General features: G+C 52.3%; 13 protein-coding genes. All 13 read left to right on the top strand.

What is annotated here, in order from left to right:
• Positions 1–22 precede the first annotated feature (22 nt).
• The 13 genes from prfB (at position 23) to DACE_RS06105 (ending at position 15,051) form a co-directional block, all read left to right on the top strand.
• Positions 23–1,121 (top strand): peptide chain release factor 2 gene (prfB, locus tag DACE_RS06165; protein ID WP_155809011.1). Its coding sequence is split into 2 segments (ribosomal slippage): positions 23–91 and positions 93–1,121, totalling 1,098 coding nucleotides; the frame shifts between segments, so codons are not numbered across the junction.
• A gap of 70 nt (positions 1,122–1,191) precedes the next feature.
• Complete coding sequence (lysS, locus tag DACE_RS06160) at positions 1,192–2,676, top strand: lysine--tRNA ligase (RefSeq protein WP_005999366.1); 1,485 nt, start codon at positions 1,192–1,194, stop codon at positions 2,674–2,676.
• A 63-nt stretch (positions 2,677–2,739) separates the two neighbouring features.
• Positions 2,740–3,993, top strand: a complete 1,254-nt coding sequence (locus tag DACE_RS06155; protein WP_005999364.1) for a lipoprotein-releasing ABC transporter permease subunit — start codon at positions 2,740–2,742, stop codon at positions 3,991–3,993.
• Between the two features lie 27 nt (positions 3,994–4,020).
• On the top strand, positions 4,021–4,698 hold the full coding sequence (locus tag DACE_RS06150; protein WP_005999362.1) for an ABC transporter ATP-binding protein: 678 nt from the start codon (positions 4,021–4,023) through the stop codon (positions 4,696–4,698).
• Positions 4,699–4,940: 242 nt separating this feature from the next.
• Positions 4,941–7,295, top strand: a complete 2,355-nt coding sequence (bamA, locus tag DACE_RS06145; protein WP_005999360.1) for an outer membrane protein assembly factor BamA — start codon at positions 4,941–4,943, stop codon at positions 7,293–7,295.
• 29 nt (positions 7,296–7,324) lie between these two features.
• Complete coding sequence (locus tag DACE_RS06140; protein ID WP_005999357.1) at positions 7,325–7,843, top strand: OmpH/Skp family outer membrane protein; 519 nt, start codon at positions 7,325–7,327, stop codon at positions 7,841–7,843.
• Between the two features lie 13 nt (positions 7,844–7,856).
• Entirely contained in the window at positions 7,857–8,891 is a 1,035-nt protein-coding gene (gene lpxD, locus DACE_RS06135; protein ID WP_155809019.1) for a UDP-3-O-(3-hydroxymyristoyl)glucosamine N-acyltransferase, read from the top strand.
• A 5-nt stretch (positions 8,892–8,896) separates the two neighbouring features.
• The gene (gene fabZ, locus DACE_RS06130) at positions 8,897–9,337 is read left to right on the top strand and encodes a 3-hydroxyacyl-ACP dehydratase FabZ (RefSeq protein WP_005999354.1); all 441 of its coding nucleotides are present in this window, start codon (positions 8,897–8,899) and stop codon (positions 9,335–9,337) included.
• Positions 9,338–9,340: 3 nt separating this feature from the next.
• Entirely contained in the window at positions 9,341–10,111 is a 771-nt protein-coding gene (gene lpxA / locus DACE_RS06125; protein ID WP_005999351.1) for an acyl-ACP--UDP-N-acetylglucosamine O-acyltransferase, read from the top strand.
• An 85-nt stretch (positions 10,112–10,196) separates the two neighbouring features.
• A complete protein-coding gene (gene lpxB, locus DACE_RS06120) occupies positions 10,197–11,393 on the top strand; it encodes a lipid-A-disaccharide synthase (RefSeq protein ID WP_005999350.1) in 1,197 nt (398 codons plus the stop codon).
• A complete protein-coding gene (gene msbA / locus DACE_RS06115; RefSeq protein WP_005999349.1) occupies positions 11,380–13,119 on the top strand; it encodes a lipid A export permease/ATP-binding protein MsbA in 1,740 nt (579 codons plus the stop codon). Before lpxB ends, msbA begins: the two co-directional genes overlap by 14 nt.
• The gene (locus DACE_RS06110; RefSeq protein ID WP_005999347.1) at positions 13,116–13,784 is read left to right on the top strand and encodes a lysophospholipid acyltransferase family protein; all 669 of its coding nucleotides are present in this window, start codon (positions 13,116–13,118) and stop codon (positions 13,782–13,784) included. Before msbA ends, DACE_RS06110 begins: the two co-directional genes overlap by 4 nt.
• A complete protein-coding gene (locus DACE_RS06105; protein ID WP_005999346.1) occupies positions 13,765–15,051 on the top strand; it encodes a 3-deoxy-D-manno-octulosonic acid transferase in 1,287 nt (428 codons plus the stop codon). The genes DACE_RS06110 and DACE_RS06105 overlap by 20 nt, the downstream gene beginning before the upstream one ends.

The raw sequence follows: 15,051 nt of genomic DNA, 5'->3' as shown, positions 1-15,051 counted from the left end.
TTTGTTGTCGCAAGGAGAACGCATGTTTCGCGAAGAAATAGAACGGATAAATCAGGTTTCCGAAAAGCTCACCGAGCTGAGGGGGTATCTTTGACATCCCGACCAAACAAGAGCGGATCAGCGAATTAGAAGCTGACATTGCCGATCCCGATTTTTGGAATCAAGGGGATCGCGCTCAAGAGTTGTTAAAAGAGCGCACAGCTCTGCAGAAACTGGTGGATGGTTGGACCTCTGCAGCACAAACCGTTGAAGATCTGGAAGTGTTGGTCGAATTGGGTGCCGAAAGCGAGGACGAGGCTACCCGTGATGAAGTGCGCGAATTGCTGCCTGAGCTGGAGCGGCAGGTGGACAAGATGGAGTTCGCTCGTATGTTGTCCGGCGAGCATGACAGCAGCAATGCCATTTTAAGTATTAACGCCGGTGCCGGTGGCACTGAAGCCCAGGATTGGGCGGATATGCTGTTGCGCATGTACCTGCGTTTCTGTGATATCAAAGGGTTTAAAACCAAGATTACCGATTATCAGCCGGGTGACGATGCCGGAGTGAAAAGTGTCACCTTTACCGTTGAGGGCGATTACGCCTATGGCTGGCTGCGTCCAGAAATGGGCATCCACCGTCTGGTGCGCATTTCACCGTTTGATGCGGCATCCAAGCGCCATACGTCGTTTTGTTCGGTGTTTGTTTTCCCCGAACTGGACGACAGTATTGAGGTGGAACTGCTCGACAAGGACATGAAGATCGATACGTTTCGTGCCAGTGGTGCCGGTGGGCAGCATATTAATAAAACCGATTCGGCCATCCGTATCACCCATATCCCCAGTGGCATTGTCGTGGCTTGTCAGGATCAACGCTCGCAGCACAACAACAAGGCCGAGGCCATCCGTCAGCTTAAGGCCCGTCTTTATGAGCTGGAACGGCAGAAAAAAGAGGAAGAAGCCAATGCCTTGTCCGGTGACAAGAAAGAGATTGGCTGGGGCAGCCAGATTCGCTCGTATGTGTTGCATCCATACCGGATGGTCAAGGACCATCGTACCGGTTTTGAAGTGGGGAACGCGGATTCCGTGCTCGACGGCCATATCGAAGGATTTATCGAAGCTTATCTATTGGCCAACAGCCAATAGGTTAAAAATAGCAAGCGTTTGCACACGGTTGTGAGGTAAACGGGTATCAATAGAAAGGACAACGTTGTCAATGGAAGAGATCAATGATTTAGTGGCCCAGCGCATGGCCAAAGCCGATGATCTGCGTGAGCAGGGCACCAATCCTTATGCCAATGGGTTTGTTGTCAGCCACCAGAACGCGCAGATTCATGCAGCCCATGTCGAGGACGATGCTGCAGCCCTGGAAGGTTGTGAACAGGAGTATGTGATTGCCGGGCGCATTATGGCCCGTCGCGATTTCGGTAAGGCAGCTTTTATTCAGGTGCAGGATCGCACCGGCCGTCTGCAAATCTATGTCGGTAAGAACAAGATCGGCGATGAGCAGTTTGCCGTGTTCGGCAAGCTGGACGTCGGCGATATCGTCGGCATCAGCGGTAAACCGTTTCGCACCAAAACCGATGAGCTTTCGCTGCGTGCCGAAAGCCTGACTCTGCTGACCAAATCATTGCAGCCTCTGCCGGAGAAATGGCATGGTCTGACCGACGTCGAAACCCGCTATCGGCAGCGCTATCTGGACCTGATCGTCAACCCGGAAGTGGGTGACGTGTTCAAAAAGCGCAGCCAAATCATCAGCCTGATGCGTGCGTTTATGCAGGAGCGCGACTACCTCGAGGTGGAAACACCGATGATGCAGCCGGTGGCCGGTGGTGCGACAGCCAAGCCGTTTGTCACCCATCACAATACCCTGAAAATGGATCTGTTCCTGCGCATTGCTCCGGAGCTGTACCTCAAGCGTCTGGTGGTTGGCGGTTTTGAGCGGGTGTTTGAGATCAATCGTAACTTCCGTAACGAGGGGATCTCCATCCAGCATAACCCCGAATTTACCATGATGGAGTTCTACCAGGCCTATGCCACGTATCACGATCTGATGGATATGACCGAAGAGATGATCGGTTCGATTGCCGAAAAGGTCTGTGGTAGCCGGGTGATCAGTTATGGCGGCAAGGATGTTGATCTTACTGCGCCCTGGGATCGTCTCACGGTCAAGGAGGCCATCGTCAAATACGGCGATATCAGCCTGGAAGATCTGGAAGATCCTGACAAGGCACTGGCCTACGCCAATTCGATCGGGTTGGAGTTTGAAGGCACTATCGGTTACGGCAAGTTATTGACCGAACTGTTTGACGAAGTGGCGGAACCGAAGTTGTGGAATCCCACCTTTGTCACCGAGTATCCGACCGAAGTTTCTCCGTTGTCTCGACGCAATGATGAACGCCCGGAAGTGGTGGACCGTTTTGAGCTGTTTGTTGTCGGCCGCGAACTGGCTAATGCCTTTTCCGAGCTCAACGATCCGGTGGACCAGAAGGGCCGTTTTGAGCAGCAACTGGTTGAGAAAGAAGCCGGTGACGATGAAGCCCACGCCATGGATGAAGATTATATCCGTGCTCTGGAATACGGCCTGCCGCCGACCGCCGGCGAAGGCATTGGTATTGACCGTCTGGTCATGCTGCTGACCGATTCCGCATCGATTCGCGACGTGATCCTGTTCCCGCAATTGCGTAAAGAGACCCGTTAATTTTCTGGCGCAACAGACCTGTTGCGCCAGTTCTTTCAGCATCCATCTGAAAGGCAACTTTTTATGGGCTATGAATGGTTTATCAGCTTGCGCTATCTCCGTGCGCGGCGCAAGCAAACCTTCATTTCAGTTATCTCCTTTATCTCCGTCACTGGCGTTACTCTCGGCGTGGCGGCGTTGATTCTGGTGTTGGCCATCATGACCGGGTTTCATGACGGTGTCCGTCAGCAGATTCTCGGTAATGTCCCACATGTGACAGTGCAAAGTCAGGGCGGCACTGTGAGTGACTGGCCGCAACTGGTCGCAACAATTCAATCGACATCCTCTTCGGTGGTTTCTGCCGAACCCTATGTGGTTAAGGAAGCCATGTTGCTGGCTCATGGCAATGTGGCAGCAGCCAACCTTAAAGGGGTTTCCTCCGACAATCGTGTGTTGTCCCAGGAGTTTTTCACTGAAGATAATCAGCCGATTAACAGCGTGTTGTTTAACGCAACTCGCACTCAGCCCGGCATCGTCATTGCCGCGGACACGGCGGCACTTCTCGGTGTGTCTCTGGGGGATCGCATCAATGTCATCCCGCCGGATTTCACTCTGACGCCTTTTGGCCTGATCCCTAAAATCAAACCGTTTGATGTGGTGGGGATCGCCCGGACGCGCGGTGGTTTTCTCGATACCTATTATGCCTATATCTCTCTGGAGCAGGCGCAACATTTTATTGGCGAGGTCGATAAGGTCAGTGGCATTGAAGTGGAAGTCGCACGCTTTGACGATGCCCAGCCGTTAGCCGAGGCGTTGCGGGCCGATCTTGGTTATCCCTACAGTATCCGCTCATGGCAGGAGATGTTTGGCTCATTTCTAGCGGCGTTGAAGTTGGAAAAACTCGGTCTGTTCATTGTGCTGGGAATCATCGTGCTGGTGGCAGCATTCAATATTGCCACCACGCTGATTATGGTGGTGATGGAGAAGCATAAAGATATCGCCATTTTGCGGTCTATGGGAGCGACATCGCGGAGTATCCTGAAGATTTTTGTGTTCGAAGGTTTGCTGATCGGAACTTCGGGAACCGCTCTAGGCACCGGACTTGGTTTGACGCTGGCCCTCAATGCAGACGCCATGATCAGTTGGCTGGAGCGCAAACTCCATGTGACGATTTTTGACAAAACTGTCTATGGAATGGACCACTTCCCGTCTCAGGTTGAATCGGCGGATGTGATTGCCGTTGTCGTGGTTGCCATGGCGATTTGTCTGGTGGCAACGGTCTATCCGGCGTTGCGGGCAGCTCGGCTCGATCCGGCGGAATCGTTGCGTTACGAATGACGGTAAGGATTTTGCAGGGAGGACACGGTGGACGTGTTACTGGAAGCACGACATATTCGCAAATCGTTTGATACCGGGCAGGGAACTTTGACGGTGCTGCGGGACGTTAACCTGTCGATTGTCACCCAGGAGCGTGTAGCTGTGGTTGGTGCCTCCGGGTCAGGAAAAACAACCCTGATGCATATTCTCGGCACCTTGGATCGTCCCAGCGATGGCCAGTGCTTTTTTGACGGCGTCGATCTGTTTTCTTTGTCAGCGGCTCATTTGGATGCATTTCGTAATGCAACGCTCGGTTTTGTATTTCAGTTTCACCAGCTATTGCCGGAATTCAGTGCGCTGGAGAATGTCATGATGCCGGCATTGATCCATGGTGAAAAGCGTAGCTGTGCACAACAGAGTGCCGAAGATTTACTCGGCCAAGTGGGATTGCATCATCGTTTGCATCACAAGCCCGGTCAGCTTTCCGGCGGTGAACAGCAACGGGTGGCAATTGCTCGGGCGCTGGTGCAGAAACCGCAACTGTTGATTGCCGATGAACCGACAGGTAATCTTGATTCGGCGACATCGGAAGAGATTTATGCGTTGCTGGAACAATTGCATCAGGATCATCAATTGACGTTGGTGATGGTCACCCATAACCGCGAGCTGGCGTCACGGATGGATCGGACGGTCCATATCCGTGATGGTGAGCTGCTCAGTTCCTGATAAGGGGAAAAGAGGCTTGAGTCGTAAACAGTAACCCTGTGTTTCAATCGTGTCGGATGAGGGCACTGTTACAGGTTTTAGGTTTACACCCGTCAGGGCTTTTCCTATAATGAACGACTTTGTTAAGTGTGTGTGTCGATTACTGAAAACTGGTGATCAGGCTGCTTCAGATGGCGTTGTTCCATGCGGATGCAGCGCACAGAACAATCCGGATAGATCGAGATTTGAGGAGATCGGATTTTATGCTCAAAAGGGCTGTTGTATGTTTGGCGGTAGTGTTCTGCCTGTGGGCCGGTTCAGCGATTGCGGCTGATGGCGTTCGCACTGTGTCGGACGTGAGGATTGACGGAATCAATCGGGTGGATGTCGCCAGCGTTGAGGCGGCGTTGTCCATCAAGGCCGGGCAGTCTCTGGATGAAGATCGTGTTGATGAAGATCTCCGCGCCATTTACGCCTTAGGGCATTTCAAGGATGTTGAGGCTTCTGTTGAACAGCAGGGCGAGGTTGTGACCCTGGTGTACCGGGTGACGGAACGGCCGCTGGTGCGTTCCATCAAACTCAACGGCATCAAAGAACTCAAACGTTCCAAAGTGCGCGGCGCTCTGACCATGCGCACACCGAGCATCCTGCATCCGAAAACACTTCAGGAGAGCACGTCGGCGATTCGGCAGACCTATATTGATGAAGGCTATTACGCTGCTGAAGTCAGTTCGCGTGTTGACACCAACTCCCGCAATGAAGCAACGGTTTACTTCGATATCACTGAGGGAACTAAAGTCGCCATCGATGATATTACTTTTGAAGGCAATGAGGTCTTTTCCAGTCGCAAGTTGCGCGGCTTCATGCAGACCAAGGAGTGGTGGTTGTTCTCATGGCTCACCAGTGGGGGGACCTATAATGAAGCGATGCTGGAAAATGATCGTGAATTGATCAAAGATGCCTATTTTAACGAAGGGTATATCCGTGTCCGGGTCAAACCGCCGTTGATCACGCTGTCGGATGATCGCGAAGAGATGGATATCCATATCGAGATCGATGAAGGCCAGCAATACTATCTCGGCGATATGGCGGTTAAAGGGGATCTGCTCGAAGACGAGTCCACTCTGCTGGGTCTGTTGAAATTTAAGGCCGGCGATGTGTTCAGTCGTGAACAACTGCGCAAGGATATCAAACGCCTCAACGATTACTATGCGGACCATGGTTATGCTTATGTCAACGTCTCTCCAGTGACGCTGATCAACAACGAACAACGCACCGTCGATGTCACCTTTGAGATTGAGCAGGGCGTTCAGGTGCACATCGGGCGCATCAATATCGGCGGCAACACCAAAACCCGTGATAAAGTCATCCGTCGTGAAATGGTGCTCGTCGAGGGTGATCTGTACAGTGCCTCCCGTCTTGAAGCGAGTCGCAAGCGGGTCAACAACCTCGGCTTTTTCAGTGAAGTCAATGTCGATACCGTTGAAGCGGGTGCCGAAGAGATCATGGATGTTCAGGTCGATGTCAAAGAGCAATCCACCGGAACCTTCAGTGTTGGTTTCGGTTATTCCTCCGTCGACGGTTTTATCGGACAGGGCTCGATCAGTCAGGATAATTTCCTCGGCAAAGCGTGGCGTTTGAATCTGGCCGGTTCCTTCGGTGGCGATTCGACCACCTACCAACTGGGTCTGCTTGATCCTTATTTCATGGATAAAAATCTGGCCCTTGGTTTTGACGTGTATCGCACGGACCGCGAGTGGGATGAATATTCCCGCGAGGCCACCGAGGGTAAAATCAAGCTGGGGATTCCCATTACCTATGCCACTCGAACCTTTTTCATCTATAAGTTTGAGCAAAAAGATATTTACGACGTCGATAACCTGGCGTCCTACTATATCCGTGAGCAGGAAGGGAGTTCGACGCTGTCGTCCATCTATGCTTCAATTTCAACCAATACCACCGATTACCGCCCCGATCCCACCAGCGGCTACATGTCGGAGGTGTCCGTCGAATTTGCCGGTCTCGGTGGATCGGAGAAATTTGTCAAAACCATTCTTGACCATCGCCACTTCGTTCCGATCAAGTGGGGCATTGTCTTTTCTGCTCATGGCCAGGTTGGTTTTGTCCATAAAGTGGGGGGCGAAGAGATTCCGGTGGATGAGCGGTTCTATCTCGGCGGCATCAATACCATGCGCGGCTTTGAAAATCGCGAAGTGGGCCCCTGGGAATGGGGGCGAGATTATGCACGTAATGAAGCTGGTGAACTTCTTGATGAAAATGGCGACATTTATGATCCTAATGGCACGGTTCCCCTTGGTTATGTTGATTCCACGACCGAGCGTGACTTTATCGGCGGGGTCAAAGAAGCATTTTGCAACCTGGAGCTGATCTTCCCGCTGCTGAAAGATGCCGGGCTCAAAGGGGTGGTCTTCTTTGATATCGGTAATACCTGGGATCAGGGCGAAGAGTTTATGTCTGATCTGCGTTACAGCACCGGTGTCGGTATCCGTTGGAACAGCCCATTGGGGCCGCTGCGCCTGGAATGGGGCTACAACCTCGATCCCGAGGAGTACGAGGACAATTCTCAGTTTGATTTCTCGATTGGTAAATTTTTCTAACCTTTTAACATGGTGTTAAGGAGTTCAACATGAAGCGTATTGTTATTGCTGTCCTGATGTGTCTGAGTCTGGTTGCCACCGCAAGTGCTGCGGATGTAAAGCTGGGCTACGTTGATCTGCAAAAAGCTCTGACGATGTCAGCGGCGGGCCAGGCAGCCAAAGCCAAAATGGACAGCGAGATCAAGACCATTGAGGATGATGTTAAAAAACGTGAGACTGATCTGCGTGCACTGCAGGAATCTCTGCAAAAACAAGCGGCTTTGCTTAGTGCTGAAGCCCGCCAGGAAAAAGAACTCGATTTCAAACAACAGGTCAAAGACCACCAGCGTTTTGTTAAAGACAAGCAGGAAGAGATGCGCGGCAAAGAGATGACCTACACGCAACAGATCCTGCGTGATCTTGGCGCTCAAGTTGTGACCCTGAGCCAGGACAAAGGGATCACCATGATGTTTGAAAAGAGTCAGTTGGTGTATGCCATTGATGCCATTGATTATACCGATGCGCTGATCAAAGCGTATGATGCCGTCTATAAAGACAGTCATAAGTAATTCAGAGGAACCCCTGATGGCGACATTAAAAGAGCTGGCGGCACTGATTGATGGTGACATCATCGGTGACGACAGTGTAGAGATCACGCGTCTGGCCCCGATTGACGGGGCCGGGCCCGGTGATATTACCTTTATTGCCAATCCCAAGTATCTTCCCTTTGTAAGCAAGACTGCCGCATCGGCGATTCTTGTTGATCGTCCTCTGGACCGGGAAGATATTGCTTATTTGGTCTGTAAAAATCCATATTTGGCTTTTGCCAAAGTCCTGACGCATTTGAATGTCCAGCGTCCGGAGCCTCTGGGGGTGCTGCCTGGAGCCCAGGTCGCCCCATCAGCCGTACTGGGAAAGGGGATTACCGTGTATCCCGGCGCCGTTATCGGCGAAGGTGTGCAAATTGGTGACGGATCGATCCTTTATCCCAATGTGGTTGTCTACGATCAGGTTAAAATTGGTTGCGACTGCCAGATCCACGCCGGCAGCGTGGTTCGTGAAGGGTGTGTTGTTGGCGACCGGGTTATCGTTCAGCCTAATGCCGTCATCGGATCAGACGGTTTCGGCTTTGCTCCTGATGGAGAGGTCTACTACAAAATTCCCCAGGTTGGCATTGTTGTTATTGAGGACGATGTTGAAATTGGTGCCGGTTCCTGCATTGATCGCGCCGCGATGGGCGTCACCCGCATTGGCGAGGGTTGTAAACTGGATAACATGGTCCAGGTCGCTCACAATGTGACGGTGGGGCCGCACACGGTGATGGCATCCCAGTCCGGCATTGCCGGTAGCGCAAAAGTGGGACGCCATTGCACGTTTGGTGGTCAATCGGCGATTACAGGTCATATCACGGTGGGCGATAATGTCACTCTCGGCGGCCGTGGTGGTATTGCCGGCAACATAGACGGGAATCAGGTGGTGTCGGGTATCCCGGCCATCCCTCATAAGGAGTGGTTGAAGTCTTCCATGGTGTTCCCGAAGTTGCCGCAGATGAAAAAAGAGATTACCGCCCTGAAACGTCAGCTTGAGGCGTTACAGGCCAAAATTGAGAAAGAATAGAAGCTATGTTGATGAATGCAACGGAAGTGATGAAGCGTTTGCCGCATCGTTATCCTTTTCTGCTGGTTGATGGCATCGAATCCTTTACAGAAAATGAGTCGATTGTCGGTATCAAAAACGTCACCATTAACGAACCGTTTTTTCAAGGGCATTTCCCCGGTCATCCGATCATGCCGGGTGTGCTGATTGTTGAAGCCATGGCCCAGGTTGGTGGGCTGTTCGCTAGTCTCAATGACGAGATCGGTGAAGACAAAGTGACCTATTTTACCGGAATCGACAAAGTTAAATTCCGTAAGCCGGTGGTTCCCGGTGATGTGCTGCGTATGGAGCTGAATCTGTTGAAATGTCGTCGCGGCATTTATCAGTTTTCCGGAAAAGCCTATGTCGGCGAAACACTGGTCACTGAAGCGGAACTCAAAGCAACTTTTGTTGATCGGGAAGGCTAATTCATGATACACCCCACCGCAATTATCGAGCCGGGAGCGCAACTGGGCAAAGATGTTCAGGTTGGTGCCTACTCCATTATTCGTGAGCATGTTGTTCTTGGCGACCGCACCGTTGTTGGTCCCCATGTTGTGATTGAAGGACGCACCACGATTGGCTGCGACAACGAAATTTTTCAATTTGCATCCATTGGTGCCATCCCACAGGATCTTAAATTCCATGGTGAAAAATCGACCCTGACCATTGGTGATCGGAACAAAATCCGTGAATTTACCACGATGCATCTGGGAACAGAAGATGGTGGTGGTAAGACCGTGATCGGTAGCGATAACCTGTTTATGGCTTATACCCATGTCGCTCATGATTGCATTGTCGGCAACCATGTTATTTTGGCGAACAATGCCACACTGGCCGGGCATGTCGAAGTGGATGATTACGCCATTCTCGGTGGTATGTCGGCTGTTCATCAGTTTACCCGGGTTGGAGCTCACGTCATGGCCAGCGGTGGTTCAATGATTGCCCAGGATGTTCCCCCGTTTGTCATTGCTCAGGGTGACCGTGCAAAAACCATTGGTTTGAATCTGATTGGTCTCAAACGGCGCGGCTTTAGCTCTGAATCGCTGTCCGCGTTGAAAAAAGCCTATAAACTGGTGTTCCGTTCCGGATTGCGTCAGGAAGAAGCTCTGCAACAGATTGCCGACACGGTGGATGATTGTCCTGAGGTGCGCGCCTTTACCGATTTTATCCGCACCAGTGAACGGGGCGTGGCTCGTTAGGCTGCTGCTCTACAGTAACTGAGGAGGGCTTTGCAAAAAAGTCCTTTGATGTCACTCTTGCGACTTTCATCAAGGAACGACGCGCATGACGATATCATCCCAATGCCTCGGATCGCGACGCGCTCTGATTGTCACCGGAGAAGCCTCTGGTGACCTGCATGGTGCCAATTTGATCAAAGCCGCTCACCACCTGGACCCTGACTTGGCATTTTGCGGGGTTGGTGGTGAAAAGATGGCGGCGGCGGGCTGTGAGATCCTCGTCCCCAGCTCTGAACTTTCTGTGATGGGCCTGGTGGAAGTGGTGCGCCATCTGCCACGAATCTGGCGGGTTTTTCAGCAGCTCAAGCAGTTGTTATTCAGTCCGCAGGCTCCTGATGTAGTGATTCTGATCGATTCCCCCGATTTTAATCTGCGTCTGGCCAAGCAGGCCAAAAAAGCCGGCATCCCGGTGCTCTATTATGTCAGCCCACAGGTGTGGGCGTGGCGTAAAGGCCGTGTCAAAGGGATTTCCGCTGTGGTGGACCGTCTGGCCGCCATCTTCCCGTTTGAACCGGACTGTTACCGGGGCTACCCCATTGATGTGCGCTATGTCGGTCATCCTTTGCTGGACGAAGCTGGAGTCAGTGATGATGTTGAGGCGATACGGCAACGCTATCAACTTACTGGTCAGGGACCGACCATCGGTTTGTTTCCGGGCAGTCGTCAGAATGAATTGACCTATTCTTTTCCAACCATTGTCGAAACCGCTGCCAAACTGGCCCAGGCCTATCCTGAAGCGGACTTTGTCCTTCCTCTGGCACCGGGCGTGACTGAAGAGCAACTTCGTCCGCAACTGGAAACTGCCGGTGTCAATGCCACCTTTGTTCGTGATAGCATCTACGACACGGCCGCAGTCTGTGATGTGGTGCTGTGTGTATCGGGAACGGTGACACTGCAGGTGGCTCTGGCGGAAACGCCCATGGCGATTTTGTATAAAGCCGCGCCTGTGACCTATGCGATCGGAAAACATCTGGTGTCGGTCGAGTTTATCGGCCTGCCCAATATCGTTGCCGGTAAATCGGTGGTGCGGGAATTTATTCAGGATGATGCCCACCCGCAGGCCCTGTCTGATGAGATCAGACGGATTCTCGATGATGAAGCGTATCACCAGACAATGAAACAACACCTGGCTGAAGTGCGACATCGCATGGGAGAGCCCGGTTGTTCAGGGCGGGTCGCTGAGATGGCAATTGAATTAAGTTGCGAACATGCGCAACAAGGGAGTTCACATGGCAGGGCATAATATGCAGGTTTATCGGCGGCTATTGAATTATTCACGGCCGTATGTACGCCGCATTGCATTGGCCATGATCGCTTCCTTAGGCGTTGCTGGAACTGATGTAGCCATTGCCAAATTGGTCCAACCTCTGGTGGATTATGTTCTCGCTGCCCAAAATATGACACTGGTCAATCTGGTTCCGCTGGTGGTCATCGGTTTAGCAACGATCAAGGGCGTGTCGCGATATATTCAGGAATATTTTATGAAAACCGCCGGTCAGATGGTGGTTCAGGATCTGCGCAACAGTTTGTATTGTCACTCTCTTGATCTGTCGATGCGTTATTATTCAAAGAACTCCGTTGGCAGTATGGTTTCAAGAATACTTAACGATGTCAACATGTTGCAAAAATCTGCTGCCGACGAACTGGTGACGGTTGTACGCGAAGGTCTTACGTTGATCGGCTTGGTCGGTCTGTTGTTTTACAATGACTGGCGACTGGCGATTGTGGCGTTTACTGTCCTGCCGGTGGCTGTTGTCCCGGCATCGCAGATCGGCCGGCGCATCAAGAAGTATGTGCGCAAGAGTCTGACCAATATGAGCACTTTGACCGGTATCCTCCAGGAATCGTTCAGTGGTATTAAGGTCGTTAAAGCTTTCGGCACGGAAACGGCGGAAAAAGAGAAATTTAATCGCGAAAATTGGAATTTCTATCTGCGCATGCGCAAAGTGATTCGCTACGATTCGGCGACAGCCCCTATTATGGAGGTGTTGGCATCCTTTGGAGCCGCCGGTGTGCTGTGGTACGGTATTCAACGGGTTATGGAAGGGGCGATCACTCAGGGGGAATTGCTGTCGTTCATTGCCGCTATGGGCATGATGTACGGCCCTATGAAACGGCTGATCAAAACCAACAATGTTATCCAAAAAGCGGTTGGTGCTGCTGAGCGTGTGTTTGAAATGCTTGATCTGAAGCCCGACCTGACTGATCGTGATGATGCAATTGAACTACCGCGCTGTCGTGGCCATGTTGTGTTTAATAAGGTTGATTTTGCCTATGAAGATGAGCCGGTTCTGCGTGGTTTTAGTGCTGATGTACCGCCGGGTAAAATGATTGCCGTGGTCGGAGCCAGTGGTGCTGGCAAGTCGACCTTGATCGGCTTGCTGGCGCGGTTCTATGATCCTGTGGCCGGGCAGATTTTGATCGATGGCTACGATATTGCCTCTGTGACTCAGAGCAGCCTCAAAAACCAGATTGCCTTGGTGGATCAGGAGACATTTTTGTTCCACGATACGCTGTATAATAATATTCGCTACTCTAACGTGAATGCGACCGATGCCGAGGTGGAAGAGGCTGCTCAACTGGCGTTTGCCGACGAGTTTATCCGTGAAATGCCGCAGGGCTATGAAACGGTGATCGGTGATCGCGGTGTGCGTTTGTCCGGTGGGCAGCGCCAGCGCATCTGCATTGCTCGGGCTATTTTGCGTGATGCACCCATTCTGTTGCTGGATGAAGCCACCAGTGCTTTGGATACAGAGAGCGAAACCGTGGTGCAGAAGGCGTTGGCCAACCTGATGAAGGAGCGCACCACCTTTGTTATCGCGCATCGTTTGTCGACCATCATGCATGCCGATGAAATTCTGGTGTTGAGTGAAGGTGTGCTGGTTGAGCAGGGGCGTCATGATGAGTTGCTTGCTGCCGGTGGCGTATATCGTCGCCTGCACGACATGCAGTTTGAGGACCGGCGATGAAACGGATTGGCGACTGGTTGCTGATGAATGTCGCACCGTGGTTGGCTGCGCAGATCATTCGCCTGCTGGCGGTGACGTCACGTAAAGAGATTGTCGGTGCTGAAGACGTGGATCAATTGTGGCAGCAGGACCAGCCGGTGATCTTGTCCTTCTGGCACGATCAACTTTTGCTGATGGCGCAAGGGTATCAGGGGCCGGGCTCGCAGATTTTGATCAGCGCCTCTAAGGATGGCGAGCTGATTGCCCGTACCATGCACCATCTTGGACAACATGCGGTACGCGGCTCATCCAGTCGCGGTGGCCGGTCTGCCTTCAAACAATTATTGCGTTTGGCGCGCGAAGCCAAAGATCTGGTGATTACGCCGGATGGCCCGCGTGGCCCGCGCCATGAGTTAAAAGAAGGGGTGGTGCAATTGGCCCGTTTATCGGGACGGCCGGTGGTTCCGATGGCACTGGTTGCCAGCCGTGGTCACCGTTTTGCCTCCTGGGACCGGTTTTTACTACCCTATCCTTTTGGACGGCTGGTGTATGCCTATGGCACGCCCCAGTATTGTGACAAAGAGGACGACCCGCAACAGTTTCGCCAGCGTCTGGAGCAGGCGATGATGCAGACGCAGCTCAAAGCTGAGCAGCGGTTGGAGAGTTATGGTTTATCTGCTGTATGACATTATCGTCTGGTTGATCGCCCTGTTTCTGGTGCCTTGCTATCTGATCCGGGGGGTGATTCAGGGCAAGGTGCGTCGTGGTCTGCGCGAACGTCTCGGTTTTTTTGAGCCTGAGCGATTTAATTACGACACGTCACGCCAGGTGTTCTGGATTCACGCGGTGTCTGTTGGCGAAACCCGCGCGGCCATTCCCCTGATCAAGGCATTACGCAAAAACCATCCCGATGCCGTTCTGGTGTTGTCCAACGTTACTGAAACCGGCCATGAAATTGCGCGCGGTATTCAGGTGGTCGATGAGTGTTTGTTTTTCCCCCTGGACGCCTCCTGGGTGGTGCAACGGGTGGTACAACGTGTGCGTCCCGATCAGGTGATCATTGTCGAAACAGAGCTGTGGCCCAACTTTATCCGCACCTGTCATCGTTTTGGTATTCCCGTCCATTTAGTCAATGGTCGTATTTCGGATCGTTCTTTTCCGCGCTATCTGCGGTTTAAAAAGTTATTGCAGCCGCTGTTGGGCTTGCTCAACAGTTTCTGTATGCAGTCACAAACGGATGCCGATCGTGTCGAACAGCTTGGAGCACCGCTGGATAAAATCGTTGTTACCGGCAACATCAAGTTTGATATGGAATCGAGCTTGCCCGCCGATGTCAGCAATGAACAACTGCGACAGGAGTTCCATGTGCCGGAAACCTGTCGGGTGCTGGTGGCCGGGAGTACCCATAGTGGTGAAGAGGAGTTGGTCATCACCGTTTATCAGCAGTTGCGCAAGCGCTTTGATGACCTGTTGCTGATTCTGGTCCCGCGTCATCCCGAGCGGTGTGACCAGGTGGCGGAATGGCTGACGGATGCCCGTCTGCAGTGGCAACGTCGCTCACAGTTGGCGGACCAGCCCCTTGCCTGCGGCCAGGTGCTGCTGGTAGATACCATTGGTGAAATGCTCAAATTTTACCAGTTGGCTCAAGTGATCTTTGTAGGGGGGAGCTTGGTCCCTGTTGGTGGCCATAACGTTCTTGAAGCGTCGTTGTTAAAGAAGCCGGTTCTTTTTGGTCCCTATATGCACAATTTTCGTGAGATCGCCGCGATGATTGAGCAGGCTCAGGGGGGCGGTCGGATTGAAGACAGTGATGCTCTGCGCCGTGAGTTGGAGCGCCTGCTTGACGATCCGCAGGCCTGTCTGTCCATGGGCGAAAAAGGCTCGGTCCTGCTGCAGAAAAATTCCGGTGCCACGTTGCAAACCCTTCACCATGTCCTGCGTTTAAAGCCCTAG

The organism is Desulfuromonas acetoxidans DSM 684 (assembly GCF_000167355.1).
GTDB lineage: Bacteria > Desulfobacterota > Desulfuromonadia > Desulfuromonadales > Desulfuromonadaceae > Desulfuromonas > Desulfuromonas acetoxidans.
Note: the sequence above shows the minus strand (reverse complement) of the source record. Positions and strands in the feature narration are given on the sequence as shown.

Bases quoted from the DNA above. Each gene is read 5' to 3' on its own strand.
- DACE_RS06110 (WP_005999347.1), top strand. From the start codon at position 13,116: ATGAAACGGATTGGCGACTGGTTGCTGATGAATGTCGCACCGTGGTTG.
- lpxB (WP_005999350.1), top strand. From the start codon at position 10,197: ATGACGATATCATCCCAATGCCTCGGATCGCGACGCGCTCTGATTGTC.
- DACE_RS06155 (WP_005999364.1), top strand. From the start codon at position 2,740: ATGGGCTATGAATGGTTTATCAGCTTGCGCTATCTCCGTGCGCGGCGC.
- DACE_RS06105 (WP_005999346.1), top strand. From the start codon at position 13,765: ATGGTTTATCTGCTGTATGACATTATCGTCTGGTTGATCGCCCTGTTT.
- DACE_RS06140 (WP_005999357.1), top strand. From the start codon at position 7,325: ATGAAGCGTATTGTTATTGCTGTCCTGATGTGTCTGAGTCTGGTTGCC.
- lpxA (WP_005999351.1), top strand. From the start codon at position 9,341: ATGATACACCCCACCGCAATTATCGAGCCGGGAGCGCAACTGGGCAAA.
- lysS (WP_005999366.1), top strand. From the start codon at position 1,192: ATGGAAGAGATCAATGATTTAGTGGCCCAGCGCATGGCCAAAGCCGAT.
- fabZ (WP_005999354.1), top strand. From the start codon at position 8,897: ATGTTGATGAATGCAACGGAAGTGATGAAGCGTTTGCCGCATCGTTAT.
- bamA (WP_005999360.1), top strand. From the start codon at position 4,941: ATGCTCAAAAGGGCTGTTGTATGTTTGGCGGTAGTGTTCTGCCTGTGG.
- msbA (WP_005999349.1), top strand. From the start codon at position 11,380: ATGGCAGGGCATAATATGCAGGTTTATCGGCGGCTATTGAATTATTCA.